Source organism: Paenibacillus sp. EKM212P (assembly GCF_011066115.1).
Lineage (GTDB): Bacteria > Bacillota > Bacilli > Paenibacillales > Paenibacillaceae > Paenibacillus > Paenibacillus polymyxa_B.
On sequence record NZ_JAAMNR010000001.1, the window covers coordinates 403,338 to 416,775 of the forward strand.

11 protein-coding genes are annotated in these 13,438 nt (G+C 44.7%); 7 read left to right on the forward strand and 4 right to left on the reverse strand.

Annotated features, from left to right (window positions below):
• Nucleotides 1–32 precede the first annotated feature (32 nt).
• The 5 genes from fsa to G9G54_RS01900 all read left to right on the forward strand — a co-directional run bounded on the left by fsa (nt 33) and on the right by G9G54_RS01900 (nt 3,844).
• Nucleotides 33–680, forward strand: a complete 648-nt coding sequence (fsa, locus tag G9G54_RS01880) for a fructose-6-phosphate aldolase (protein WP_165175735.1) — start codon at nt 33–35, stop codon at nt 678–680.
• A gap of 202 nt (nt 681–882) precedes the next feature.
• A complete protein-coding gene (locus tag G9G54_RS01885) occupies nt 883–1,338 on the forward strand; it encodes a MarR family winged helix-turn-helix transcriptional regulator (protein WP_165175737.1) in 456 nt (151 codons plus the stop codon).
• A gap of 1 nt (nt 1,339) precedes the next feature.
• The gene (locus G9G54_RS01890; RefSeq protein ID WP_165175739.1) at nt 1,340–2,539 is read left to right on the forward strand and encodes an MFS transporter; all 1,200 of its coding nucleotides are present in this window, start codon (nt 1,340–1,342) and stop codon (nt 2,537–2,539) included.
• A 151-nt stretch (nt 2,540–2,690) separates the two neighbouring features.
• Nucleotides 2,691–3,005: a helix-turn-helix domain-containing protein gene (locus tag G9G54_RS01895; protein ID WP_238807613.1), complete on the forward strand. Its 315-nt coding sequence runs from the start codon at nt 2,691–2,693 to the stop codon at nt 3,003–3,005.
• Nucleotides 2,960–3,844, forward strand: coding sequence for an IS3 family transposase (locus G9G54_RS01900; RefSeq protein ID WP_165175741.1), 885 nt, complete (start codon nt 2,960–2,962; stop codon nt 3,842–3,844). The genes G9G54_RS01895 and G9G54_RS01900 overlap by 46 nt, the downstream gene beginning before the upstream one ends.
• A 59-nt stretch (nt 3,845–3,903) precedes the next feature.
• Here the strand turns inward: G9G54_RS01900 and G9G54_RS01905 are convergent, their stop codons facing one another.
• Nucleotides 3,904–5,214 carry an MFS transporter gene (locus G9G54_RS01905; RefSeq protein ID WP_165175743.1) on the reverse strand — a complete coding sequence of 437 codons (1,311 nt, stop codon included), beginning with the start codon at nt 5,212–5,214 and terminating at the stop codon, nt 3,904–3,906.
• Nucleotides 5,215–5,304: 90 nt separating this feature from the next.
• Complete coding sequence (locus G9G54_RS01910; protein WP_165175745.1) at nt 5,305–7,023, reverse strand: methyl-accepting chemotaxis protein; 1,719 nt, start codon at nt 7,021–7,023, stop codon at nt 5,305–5,307.
• Nucleotides 7,024–7,294: 271 nt separating this feature from the next.
• On the opposite strand from G9G54_RS01910, the gene G9G54_RS01915 reads away from it, so the two are divergent.
• Nucleotides 7,295–8,248, forward strand: a complete 954-nt coding sequence (locus tag G9G54_RS01915; protein ID WP_165175747.1) for a serine hydrolase domain-containing protein — start codon at nt 7,295–7,297, stop codon at nt 8,246–8,248.
• A gap of 144 nt (nt 8,249–8,392) precedes the next feature.
• Here G9G54_RS01915 and yicI read toward each other — a convergent pair whose 3' ends face one another.
• Entirely contained in the window at nt 8,393–10,717 is a 2,325-nt protein-coding gene (gene yicI / locus G9G54_RS01920) for an alpha-xylosidase (RefSeq protein ID WP_165175749.1), read from the reverse strand.
• A 181-nt stretch (nt 10,718–10,898) separates the two neighbouring features.
• On the opposite strand from yicI, the gene G9G54_RS01925 reads away from it, so the two are divergent.
• Nucleotides 10,899–11,819, forward strand: a complete 921-nt coding sequence (locus tag G9G54_RS01925; protein WP_165175751.1) for an AraC family transcriptional regulator — start codon at nt 10,899–10,901, stop codon at nt 11,817–11,819.
• 16 nt (nt 11,820–11,835) lie between these two features.
• On the opposite strand, the gene brnQ is transcribed toward G9G54_RS01925, so the two are convergent.
• Nucleotides 11,836–13,194 (reverse strand): branched-chain amino acid transport system II carrier protein, encoded by a 1,359-nt coding sequence (brnQ, locus tag G9G54_RS01930; RefSeq protein ID WP_165175753.1) that lies wholly within the window; start codon nt 13,192–13,194, stop codon nt 11,836–11,838.
• Nucleotides 13,195–13,438 lie beyond the last annotated feature (244 nt).

Genomic DNA, 13,438 nt, shown 5'->3' on the forward strand with positions numbered 1-13,438 from the left:
TATGTATTATATAAACCTGAGGAGGAAATCAAATGAAATTTTTCTTGGATACTGGTAACATTGAAGAAATCAAACGTATTGAACGTTTGGGTCTGGTTGATGGTGTAACAACGAACCCTTCACTGATCGCTAAAGAAGGTCGAGTGTTCAAGGAAGTCATTCAGGAGATTTGCAGTATCGTTGAAGGTCCTGTAAGTGCTGAGGTTATTGGTCTGAAGGCTGAGGATATGCTCAGAGAAGCTTATGATATCGCCAAGTGGGCACCGAACGTGGTTATCAAGCTTCCTATGACCGAAGACGGCTTGTACGCTTGTAACGAGCTGACCAAGAACGGAATCAAAACGAATGTAACACTGATTTTCTCCGCGGCTCAAGGTTTGATGGCAGCCAAAGCTGGCGCTACTTTTATCAGCCCGTTCGTAGGACGTCTGGATGATATTGCTGTTGATGGTATGAAGCTGATTCGTGAACTGAGACAAATTTTGGACATTCATGGTCTGAAATCCGAAATCATCGCCGCATCCATCCGTAATATTAAGCATGTAGAAGATGCTGCTCTGTCTGGTGCACATATTGCCACCATTCCAGGTTCCTTGCTCCCTTCTCTGTGGAAACACCCGCTGACAGACAGCGGTATCGAACGCTTCCTGAAGGACTGGGAAACTGTACCTAAAGCTTAATTCGCCAGTCATGGCAAAACGATACTATATCAACCCAAACAGCCCGTATTTTACGGGCTGTTTTTTATTTTGGCTTTAGTGATGGCAGAACCCAAAACGCTGAACAACTTTTTTTGACAAAATAACTTGTTGTTCATATAATTGTTATAACAACTAATTAATTTAAAAGTAATTTATGTACGGGAAACAGAAAGGAGTATCTATGAATAACTTGCCTCCCGATTGTTCCATTGGGATGTTGCTCGGGATTACTCACCGCAAAATGAGTCAGCGGCTCTTGCAGCGCCTCAAACCTTATGATATTTCCCCAGAGCAATGGTCGGTTCTGTACCAAATCTATCAGGCTGAGGGTTTAAATCAGAAAGAAATTGCAGCTAAGGCCGTGAAGGACCAGCCTACCACGACTCGAATTATTGATTTGTTGGACAAGAAGGGCTGGGTACGGCGTGTCAATAGCCCACAGGATCGTCGGGCCTATTTGCTTCATTTGACTGAAGCAGGTCGACAGCTTGTAAAGGAGACTCTTCCTGTCGAACGTGATGCCAATCACGATTTTGTAAAAGGAATTTCCTCGGCCGATCTGAAGCAATTCCGCCAGACTCTTTTACAAATTCACGCCAACATGACCGAATCAGAGAAACAAGGAGAGAACGATTAATATGCAACAAGGCAAGCAACCTCTTTGGACCAAAGAATTTATCGTTCTTACGGTTTCCAATTTATTTTTGTTTCTGGAATTACAGATGATCCTATCTTCCATTCCTTCTTATGTGAAAAATACATTCCACGCTAGTTCCGTTCAGGTGAGTCTCGTTACCACCTTATTCGCCTTAAGTGCGATTGCAGCACGACTCTTTTCAGCCCGTATGCTGGAAAAAGGACACCGCAGTACCCTGATCTTCGTGGGCCTACTGTTTGCATTGGCAGGAACGCTGGGGTACAGTGTTTCACCGACGACTACAGTGCTTCTGCTCATGCGGATGTTATTTGGGATCGGCTTCGGTATGAGTAGTACAGCCTTTCCAACGATGGCCTCTGATGTCATCCCGCCCAAACGTCTCGGTGAAGGAATGGGTTTCTTTAGTCTGTCCACCAGTCTAGCGATGTCGATTGGGCCAACCATCGGCATTTCGATGCTGCAATACGGGAGTTTCAACCTGCTTGCCTATACGACAGCAGCTGTAATTGTTGTGATATTCCCGTTGGCTTACTGGCTGATTCGTACACTACCTAAGGGGCACATCGAACCACCTATGGTTCCTTTGGAAGAAGGGCGAAAACCGGCATTTAACCGTAAATTGTGGATTCCCGCCTTGTTGAACATGCTGATGTCTATCACATATGGTGGGTTACTCGGCTTTATGGCGCTTTACGGGGATGAAGCAAATCTTGCGCACCCTGCCTACTTTTTCCTGTTTAATGCGGTATCCGTGCTGATCGTGCGTCCCTTCTCGGGCCGTATTTATGACAAAAAGGGGGCAAAAGCACTGCTCATCCCCGGCTCTCTGTTTTTAATTGGCGGTCTGATCCTGCTTTCCTACGCGCACAGTGATGTCTTCATGTATATGTCTGCTCTTTGCTACGGTATCGGGTTTGGTGTCATGCAGCCGACCCTGCAAACCTGGATGATTCAGGTCGTGTCTCCTAAACAGAGGGGGATGGCAAACGGAATGTTTCTCAATTCCCTCGATTTTGGGGTTGCAGCCGGAGCGCTTATACTTGGCATTATCGCCAAAGCAAGTGATTATGCGTGGATGTATCGTCTCTCCTCGCTGTTTATTGTACTGTTCTTACTGATCTATGTCATACAAATCGTCGCAAGCCGTAAGCCTAAGACACATGTCCCTCTAGAAGGGTAAGTCTATGATTTACAATTGAATATTAGTTTATACTTGCTCAGTTTTCAAAAACACCCGTTGCCATGATTTCATGGATGAAGTGCACCCCTTAGAATAGACAATGGAATAAACCCCTGGTTTATCCGATGAATTTCTAGGGGGTGCATTTTTTATGCCAGCGAAAAAAGGACAGAAGTTTAAAGAATATACGTTTGAAACCAAAGTAGAGGCCATACGGCTTCATATCGAAGAAGGTTGGACATATCGTAAACTCATGGAGAAGTTCGGGATTGCAGATCGACATCGGTTGAAAGAATGGATGCGGAAGTACAAGGAACTCGGTGAATTCGGACTTATGGACCAACGAGGACGACGGAAGGAATATATGGACCAGGACAGGTACGTCCAAAAGTTAAAACGGGAAAATGATATGCTAAAAAAGTGTTTGGAAATCTGGATGCAGGAGATGAGGAGCACAAGTATGTAACGATTGAGAAGGCCGCTAAAGAGTATCCAGTTAGCGAACTCTGTAAGCTGTTTAAGGTCTCTAGAAGTGGATATTACGCCTTCTTAAAACGGAGAGGAACTGATCGGGATCAGGACGCGAAAGCTCTTGTGAAGAAAGTGTATGAGCAGTATAACGGAGTCTACGGCTATCGCCAAATTCAACTATTTTTGCAGCACGATCATGGAGTCTGGATGAACCATAAAAAGGTACTCCGGCTCATGCAGGTCTTGGGGATCCGCTCACAAATTCGCCGGAAGCATCGCTGTAACTATGCTTCTTCTACAGAAGGTCGTGTGGCGAAAAATCTGCTAAAACAGGATTTCAAGGCGGCCAAACCTAACCAAAAATGGGTCACAGATATCACGCAATATCGTGTGGGGGATTGCTGGCTATATCTGTCTGCGATTAAAGACTTGTTCAATAACGAAATTATCGCGTACCAGATGAGCCATAGAAATGATAACGAACTGGTTTTACAGACGTTTCGACAAGCCTGGAAACAGCAAAAAGACGTGACTGGCCTCATCGTTCACAGCGACCAGGGATTCCAGTACACGTCCCATGCGTACCACGACATGCTGCCAAAGGTTGGCGCCCGAATCAGCATGTCTCGCCGAGGCAATTGTTATGATAATGCCTCGATGGAGAGCTTCTTCTCGCATCTCAAAACGGAAGGGCTCTACCCATATGATATCCGAAATATGGACGAGGCACAAAGGAGAATAAAAGAATATATCCAATTTTACAACCAGTGTCGACCACAACGAAAGTTAAATAAGCTGCCTCCGAAAGAGTATCGGAAGCAGCTTATAGCCTAGGGTCTTTTTTTAGTGTCTATAAAATGGGGTCTTGACCACAGGACAACGGGTGTTTTTTCTTATTTCACAGGAGCTTTGCGTCTTAGCTTGGGAGAAAGAGGCTTTTCTCGGGACACATCTGTTAGCCCCTTATCCACATTCATAGGGTCAGTGGATTTGTCATCTGTGGGTTCATCCTGCTTGGGTCTGACCGCAAACAGCATCAGCATAGCTGCAATGCCTCCCACTGCGGCCATCACGCCAAAAAGCAGACCATGTCCACTGCGACCCAGCAGCAATGAAACAACCGGAGGGCCTAACGATACCCCGACAAAGCGCATGCTGCTATACAACGAAGTAATGGTTCCGCGCTCCTCTTTTTCAATTCCCTTCGTAATGAGGGAATCCAAACAAGGCAGTGCGAGCCCAATCCCGCCGCCCCCTAACGTAAACAATCCTATCACCGCATAAATATTTTGGAAAAATCCGAGAATGGCAAAGCTGATCGTCAATACGGCCAAACCACTGAAACCGATCCACTTCATGCGCTTTTTGTGCTTGCCGATGATCTTGCCTCCTACATAAGAGCACAGACAGAGGGAAATCAGCGGAATGGCTAACACAAAACCTTTCCACACTCCATGGAGGTTGTAACGACTTTCCAGTATGTCAGATAAGTAAAACAGGACGCCAAAAATGACAAACATACAAATACCGCCCATTGCAAAAATAGCATAGAGCCAGCGTCCTTTTTCGGCAAGCACTTGCTTCACATTTCCCACAAATTCTCGAAACATAATCGGTTGGTTCTTACGCTTGGGCACATGAATCAGCCAAAGCACTAAAATGAGCGAAATCAGACAGAGGCCCGGAATCACCGCCAATGGCAAAAACCATAGAACAGCTCCCAACGCAGCACCGAGTATCGGACTTAGCACTTTACCAAATGTGTTGTAGGTCTCAACTACCCCTAGGTTTTTGCTGGCCTCATCCTCATTTTCGTACAGATCGCCCACAAGCGGAATGACTATAGGAAAAGCCCCTGCCGCTCCCGCACCCTGAAGTAGACGGCCTGCAATAATGGTCCAGTAAGCTGCCAAATCGTGAAGCAGCCATGCTCCCACCGCAGAAATCCCCCCTCCAATCACAGTCAGAATCAGACAGGGAACAATCACCGCCTTACGGCCAAATCGGTCGGAAAGATAGCCCGCAATCGGTATCAGTAAAATGGCCACCACCGCATATACTGTAATCAACATACTAATCCGAAAAGAGCTTACATGTAGCTTACGTCCGATTTCCGGTAAAACTGGAATCAGCATGGAATTACCCAGCGTCATCATCAGCGGGATGGAACCTAACGCAAGCAGATTCCCTTTATTTTGTTGCATCCCGTTACCACCTTTGCAAAAGTAATAACACAGCTGTTCTGATTCGTTCAACAGATGTTATTGTGTTTACATTGGTGGGAATTTATGCGGCTACACTTTAAATCCACCGACCCTTGCATTCAGAAGTTGCGACATATCCGCCAGTGTATGAATGGAAGACGCAATTTCCTCCATGGAAGCCAGTTGCTCTTCAGCCGCCGCACTGACACTCTGGGTTCCCCCTGCCGACTGCTCTGCTACTTCACGAATACGCTCTACTGCTTCCACCATTCGCTCGGATCCGCCGGACATTTGTTCTACGGACCGATTTACACTGTGAATCTGTTCGCTGACCTGTTGAATGGAACTCCCAATCTGACGAAATGCGGTTTCTGCGGATTGCATAACCTTTACGCCAGACTGCACTTCAACCGTACCTGTCTGCATACTGGAAGCGACATTTCCAACATGCTCCTGAATATTTTGCACAAATTGTGTAATTTCTGCTGCTGAAACTGATACCTGCTCGGCCAATCTTCTTACCTCAGAGGCTACAACAGCAAATCCTTTCCCCTGCTCTCCGGCTCTTGCCGCTTCAATCGACGCGTTAAGCGCTAGCATTCCTGTCTGTTTGGCTATTCCGGTAATGACAGCTCCAATCATGCCAATCTGTTCGGCCTGTTCACTAAGTGAACGCACAGCACGTGCAGAGCTGTCTACACTTTCGCTTACCTTCTCCATCTGACGCATTGCCTGACCTATAGATTGTTCTCCTGCTTCTGCATCTTTAGCGGCTGTATCAGATAACTCGTACACCTGCTGGCTCGTAGCTGCAATATGCTCCAGTTCGTGGGCTAGCTCTTTCACGGTATCTGTAGTTTGTGTAATATCATCGACCTGATGCTCCATACCCGCCGCTAGCTCTTCCATTACACCGGAAGTATGACGATTGGCCTGATTCATTTCCTCTGTACTTACGCTAACCCGCTCTGCGGTTACGGTTAATGTACGCGCCGTATCCTGCGCATCCACTATAATACTGCGGAATCCCTCAATAAGCTTGTTGTAGGAGCTTGCAATCATACCGATTTCGTCTTTGGACGTAATATCCAGTCGGCTACGCAAATCTCCCCCACCTTCAGACATTTCCAACAGCTGCTCATTCATATGGTGTAATGGACGAATGGAACGAATCAGCACGATGGATTGAACAATACTGTAAATGATAACTAGAAGTCCTACAACACTCGTAATCAAGGATGTATTCGTCATCGTTTGGTGCGCTTGCTGTACTTTCACCGTCACCATATCCTCTTGAGCTTTGACAAAGGCTACTACCTTGATATCCAGTTGCTTGCGCAACACCCGTTCGTTTTCAAAATCATCGAGCAGATCAGAAAATGGCGGGAAAGCATCATCTCTTGTACTCTGATACCCCGCTGTAGTCAGTAAACGATGAACTTGATTCATATAGGTATTAATTCCCGTCTTGAGATCAGTCATCTTTTTCTTAGAATCCTCATTACCTGCACTAAGCAGAGCTTCTGTCTCCTGTAGCAACTTTGCAACTTCACTTTGCTTGTTTCCGATCTCTCGCCCGTACTGTTCGTCACGAGTTAGCAAATATGCCCGCTCATCATTAGATATGCCGTTTAACAAAAATTGAAGAGACTTCGAGTTATATGCAATAGCCTCTTCACGATTCATAATATCCTTGTACTCATTCTCACTATGTACGCTTAAAATGTAATTGGTCAGCAGCATGGCTGCAATCACACTCGGGATCAGTATCGCGCTAAAAATCATTTTGGCCTTAATGGTTAAATTCATGAATCGGTCCCCCAGTTATTTCTGAATAAAATGTCCAACTTACTATATATCGTTTTATTCGACTGTTTTTTTGAATGAAACAGAAAAAGTGTATAGATTTTTAAATATATTTATGTCTATTCAGTGAACATATATATCTTTTTTAATATCAAAGAACAAAAAAATTCAAAATTAGGTAAATGAACTCTTTTCAGTTTGTACCCTTCGAATTTCAGACTATTAAAATGATATACTATGTATTGGTATGCCATAAGCCTCAAGGAGGATCTGCATGAAAAGTCTGGAACTCAAACCGCTTATTCACGTGCTTAACGAGTTGGAAACCCGCAGCTGCCTTATTGAGCAGCAGGGTAACATGATCATGAATTATTATCGTGAACCTCAAATTGCTAACGAACTCTATAAAATAAATTCCTGTACCAAAAGCGTGATTTCTGCATTAGTTAGTATCGCTATGGACCAGCAACAGGGACCGAAACCGGAGACGCCAATCCTCGAATTCTTTCCCCAGTTGGCCACAGATAGTGATTCTCGAAAGCGTGATATTACGATTGAACATCTGCTGACGATGTCCGCAGGCTTTAACTGGACGGAATTTGGCGGGCAAAATTCTTTTCCTACCATGAGCAAAACGTCAGACTGGGTGCAATTTGTGCTTTCACAGCCATTATCGGATGTGCCAGGGACGCGAATGGAATACAGTTCTGGCTGTTCTCAACTTTTGGCCACCATACTACGTAATGTTTCTGGACAAACAGTTGCTGAATTTGCCGAGCAGCAATTATTCCAACCGCTCGGTATCGAAAGCTACCATTGGGAGACCGATCCTCAGGGCACTCATACGGGTGGATTCGGACTGCATCTCAGGCCGATGGACATGCTCAAATTCGGGCGGCTTTATCTGAACGAAGGAGGCTGGGAAGGAAGGCAGATCATCCAAACAGAGATAGTCCGATATTCAACCCGTCCGTTTCTTCCTGCTGCCAAACCACAAAAAGCATTTTACGGCTGGCACTGGTGGACTTCTTCCTTTTCAGATGAAACAGAGACAGGAACTGAAACGGAGTATTTTTACGCTCTCGGCTTCGGTGGGCAGTACATTGTTGTCGTCCCGTCGTATGACATGGTTGTTGTCGTTACCGCTGATAAATTCAAAAAGAAACGGGCTCCTATGGATATTTTCCGGCAGTATATTGTACCGCTGCTACTCCAGCAGAATGGATAGGAATAGATACCGAAGCTAAAAGTTGCAACTGGTCTCTAGCAAAAATCTGCATCAAAAAGGGCTTGCCTGTTGGATCAGGCAAGCCCTTTTTTTGCATATAATCGCTACATTATGACATGCTTCATCCACTATCTAGAGCCTTACTTAGTCCAAGTGAATCGTAAGCTCTTGCTGTCCGCTGGAAGCTGGTGTAATGATTACACCCTGTTCTCCCGACTGGCTGCTGCCTTCCTCCACTTGAACAGCCTCGTGGATACCGCGCAGGACTATCGACCATGGTTTAACAGCACCTTCAGCCTTCACCGTAATGACAGAATCCTTGCGGCTGGCAGTAACCGTTAGCTCTTCTTCACCTGACGTATTCACGATAACCGTTCGAGCTTGTTGCCCCTCTCCAAGCTCAAACAAATGAAGCGCCACTTGATCTGCATAATCATAGTCCGGACGACTGTCCTCATGACCAATTGCCAACAGTGTGTTCGGCTTCACGAGCACAGGCAAGGTTGTAAAATCATGATACTCGTTGACCCAACGACCACCAGACATGCTCTTGTTTGTTAACAAATTCGTCCACTGACCCTCTGGTACATAATACTGTACACTGCCTTCTTTATTAAAGATCGGAGCTACCAAAATGGAATCTCCTAGCATGTATTGTCGATCGAGCGTTGCACAGGTTGGGTCCTGCGGGAATTCCAACACCATAGCCCGCATCATCGGCAGTCCCTTCACCGAGGATTCCACAGCAGAAGCATACAGGTGTGGCATCAGCGAGCATTTGAGTTTGGTAAAGCTGCGTACCACGTCGACTGACTCTTCGTCAAACAGCCAAGGAACACGGTACGACACGTTTCCGTGTAGTCGGCTATGGGAGGATAAAAGTCCAAACTGCACCCACCGTTTGTATAAGTCCGGCGCAGCCGTTAGTTCAAAGCCGCTAATATCATGGCTCCAAAAGCCAAACCCACTCAAGCCAAGTGATAATCCGCCCCGCAATGATTCTGCCATCGACTCATACGTCGACGAGCAGTCTCCGCCCCAGTGAACTGGGAACTGTTGCCCCCCGGCCGTAGCAGAACGTGCAAATAACGCTGCTTCATTTTTACCCAGCTTTTCCTCCAGCACTTCAAACACTGCCTTGTTATACAAATGCGTATAATAATTATGCATTTTCATTGGGTCAGAACCATCATGATAAACTACATGTGTTGGAATACGCTCACCAAAGTCGGTTTTGAAACAGTCCACGCCCTGATCGATCAGCACCTTCAGCTTATCCTGATACCATGCGACAGCAGCCGGATTCGTGAAGTCAACCAGACCCATCCCTGCCTGCCACAGGTCCCATTGCCAAACGCTGCCATCAGCTGTTTTGACCAAGTAGCCATTCTCCATGCCTTCATCGAACAAAATGGACTTTTCTGCAATATACGGGTTGATCCATGCGCAGATTTTGAGGCCCTTAGCCTTCAATCTCCGCAGCATGCCTTCTGGATCTGGGAACATATCTTGATCCCACTGGAAATCACACCATTGGTATTCCTTCATCCAGAAACAGTCAAAATGGAATACCGAGAGTGGTAGATCCCGCTCAGCCATCCCGTCCACAAAATGGTTCACGGTCGCTTCATCATAATCTGTTGTGAACGAAGTGGTCAGCCACAAACCAAAGGTCCAGGCTGGTGGTAATGCAGGCTTACCCGTCAGCTTGGTGTAATTGTCCAGTACCTCTTTAGGGTTAGCTCCACCAATAATAAAATACTCTAACGATTCGCCGGAGACGCTAAACTGAACCTTTGATACATTTTCCGATGCAATCTCATAGGATACCTTTTCCGGATGGTTGACGAACACACCATACCCTTTATTCGATAGATAAAATGGAATGTTTTTATAGGCCTGCTCACTGCTAGTCCCGCCATCTTCATTCCAGATATCGACCACTTGGCCATTTTTTACGAACGGGGTGAAACGCTCTCCGAGTCCATATACGTACTCACCGATGCCCAGCTCCAGCTGTTCTCGGAAAAAAGGCTGATCCTGCGGGTCTGTAATATAGCCTGGTCCCCTATGTCCGCTACCTGTGACTTTACGATCCTCGACATAAAAGCCTACATCCCAGCTCTTCCCACGACCGACTCGCACACTCAGATCGCCGCTTTTCAGTACCGCTGCGTCCTCATCCACTGTAATATCTACCTCTGTTGGCAAGGTGTGAATTTCAAAATTCGGCCCCTGATGCACCCGTCCCTTATGGTGGTTCAGACGCACCTGAATGACATTCGGCATAGGCGAGCTGTAGGTCGCTTTCAGCAACGCTCCGTTCAGTGTATCTCCTTTGTGCTCGATCCGGTGGGTCGCTGCATATACCGTCATGGAAGCATCGTCCGTCACAATATCACGGATATCAGCAGGATTTTGTATTTCATAGCCCTTGCGAACCATCCAATAGCCATCAGTAAATTTCATCTGTTACTTCCTCCGCTTCAATCTTTATTTTCTTGATCCCAAATCGCTTGTTGGATTTTTTCGAAATCCTTACTATAATAATATTGATTTATGTAAGGGTTTACTTCGTTTATTTTGACGTATTGTATCAATATTTTGATGTTTTCTATATAAATCAGTTTGCAGAAGAGGAGTCGTTGAAATGCAAAGGGAAATGTTGCGGGAAAACCGCATTCACGGCAATCCCATGTACCCAGTCAGCGTATATCCGAGCGTAGAGCAGTTGAACGGAAATAGTATACTGGAGTCTCATTGGCATGAAGAGATGGAGTTTATCGTAGTGGAGCAGGGAAGCGCCATTTTTCAGACGGATATGGTCTATACGGAGGTTAACGAAGGTGAAGCCCTTTTTGTCAACAGCGGCGAGCTTCACGCCGGTTATTTACAAAAAAGCCCTCGCTGCATATTTTCTGCGGTGGTGTTTCATCCAGACATGCTGTACAGCCGCACGCAGGATACGGTGCAGACGCAGTTTATTGACCCATTTATCAGTAAAAAGCTTGTCCCTCCCCCTCACATTCGAGGCGTGCAGCCCTGGGAGCAAGAGGTGCTGGCTGCATTGCGACACATTATCACCAGCCATGAGCAGAATACGCCTGCCCGTGAATTGGCGACCAAGGCGCAGCTCTATAGCATGATTGCCTGCCTGTATCCACACATGACCCCTGCTAACGGAAAGGATGTGATTATGGCGGGTCAACGCAACAAAGTTGAACGGATCAAAAAAGCGCTGGCGTATATCAACAGTCATGCTCATGAACCTATACGTTTACGGGAGATCGCAGATGAGATTGGAATGAGTGAGGGGCATTTTTGCCGTTTTTTTAAGCAGATGGTTCAGAAAAGCCCGGTAGAATATATCAACTATCATCGGATTCAGAAGGCTTGCAGGTTGCTGGAGCAAAGTGATCGCAAAGTGGTTGATATTGCGCTGGATGTTGGTTTTGACAATTTAAGCTATTTTATTGCGACCTTTAAAAAATGGAACGGCCTGACCCCTTCGCAGTACCGTAAGCAGCACGAAGCAGATCAGGCGCTTGCTGTCCCTTATATAACAGACTAATATGCCATAGGATAAATCATTTATTTTTTTTGGGCTTCAAAAGTACTAAAATTATTTTTCTTCCTCTTAACTTAGTAAATATGTAGCCAGCTACACCTCCTAAAACAGAGGGAATTAACCACCCTAACCCTACATTATATAATGGAAGAAGATGATTGAAAAAGTCATTAATTACATTAATTTTTATTCCGGCAGCATTCAAGCCATCAAATAAACTAACGATAAAGGTTAATATCAAACTGCCTTGATATACTTCTGGCTTTCCTTTAAATACGGGATGTAAAAAAGTTAAAAATATAAGAGAAATAGCAATAGGATATATTGCCATTAATACTGGCGTTGAAACCTTAATAAGCTGTGTTAAACCTATGTTGGCTACAAGAGCACTAAATATAGATAACATGAGAGCAACTCTTTTATAAGAGATTTTTGGAAATAATCCATGAAAAAAGGAAGAGCAGGAAGTGATAAGCCCCACACTTGTCGTTAAACACGCTACTGTAATCATTAAGCCTAATAAAATAGAACCGTAAGATCCAAAATAATAGGAGGAAACCTTAGCTAACACCTCAGCGCCATTTCCTAAAACACCCAATTTTTCAACGCTAGAAGCTCCCATGTATGAAAGAGACGTATAGATAAAAGCTAAGAGTATAACCGCAATTGCTATCGCTTTGGCACAAATGATCATCAACTCTTTTTTTGTAGTAACCCCTCTATCCTTAATTGCATTCACAATGATAATTCCAAAAATAAAGGCTACAAGAGCGTCTAATGTTAAATAACCCTCTTGAAAGCCTTTGAAAAAGACATTCGATGTATAACCTTCCGCAGGTTCTTGGAATTTTCCTATTGGGTGAATAATAGCTACAATCACAAGTAATCCAATGAATGTCAATTTAATGGGTGTTAGGAACTTTCCGATTACATCAATAATTTTTGTAGGATTAAGTGATAACAAACATGCAACTGCAAAAAAAAGGATAGTAAATACAAAAAGTGCGACAGGATGATCTGCATTGTTTGAAAAAAAAGGTTTTACTCCAATTTCAAATGACACACTACCGGTTCTAGGAATTGCATATAAAGGCCCGATGGCTAGATAAAGGATTGTTGTAAAGACAAGGCCGAATACAGGATGTACACGACTCGCTAAAGTTTGCAAATTGCTTTTGCCCGAAAAAACAAAGGCTGTGACGGCTAGTAATGGTAAGCCAACTCCGGTAACCAAGAAACCCGCATTGGCTATCCATACATTCTTTCCAGCCATTTGCCCAAGCATAGGTGGAAAGATTAGATTCCCTGCACCAAAAAATAAGGCAAATAGCATTGAGCCTATAATGATAATAAAGGACGAAGAAACACTTTTCGACATAATAAATCCTCCAACTACGAACTCACAACATTTTGTTTTATTCGTTTTCTTTTTAATTTATAAAATATATGTTAATAGAGCCTAGTGATAACCCGTGCCTTTAGGATGAGTGGGTTTCGTCTTAACTCATCGTTACACAATACTCTATATACGATCAGTATTTCAAGTAACTTTGTACTTGCAGAATGAACTTAGTGAGCTTAATGAACTATAAGAGAATTTTACACTTAGGACTTATTTCTTA

Coding starts and splice junctions, on each gene's coding strand:
- G9G54_RS01925 (WP_165175751.1), top strand. CDS start 10,899: ATGCAAAGGGAAATGTTGCGGGAAAACCGCATTCACGGCAATCCCATG.
- G9G54_RS01890 (WP_165175739.1), top strand. CDS start 1,340: ATGCAACAAGGCAAGCAACCTCTTTGGACCAAAGAATTTATCGTTCTT.
- G9G54_RS01910 (WP_165175745.1), bottom strand. CDS start 7,023: ATGAATTTAACCATTAAGGCCAAAATGATTTTTAGCGCGATACTGATC.
- fsa (WP_165175735.1), top strand. CDS start 33: ATGAAATTTTTCTTGGATACTGGTAACATTGAAGAAATCAAACGTATT.
- G9G54_RS01885 (WP_165175737.1), top strand. CDS start 883: ATGAATAACTTGCCTCCCGATTGTTCCATTGGGATGTTGCTCGGGATT.
- G9G54_RS01905 (WP_165175743.1), bottom strand. CDS start 5,214: ATGCAACAAAATAAAGGGAATCTGCTTGCGTTAGGTTCCATCCCGCTG.
- yicI (WP_165175749.1), bottom strand. CDS start 10,717: ATGAAATTTACTGATGGCTATTGGATGGTTCGCAAGGGCTATGAAATA.
- G9G54_RS01895 (WP_238807613.1), top strand. CDS start 2,691: ATGCCAGCGAAAAAAGGACAGAAGTTTAAAGAATATACGTTTGAAACC.
- brnQ (WP_165175753.1), bottom strand. CDS start 13,194: ATGTCGAAAAGTGTTTCTTCGTCCTTTATTATCATTATAGGCTCAATG.
- G9G54_RS01915 (WP_165175747.1), top strand. CDS start 7,295: ATGAAAAGTCTGGAACTCAAACCGCTTATTCACGTGCTTAACGAGTTG.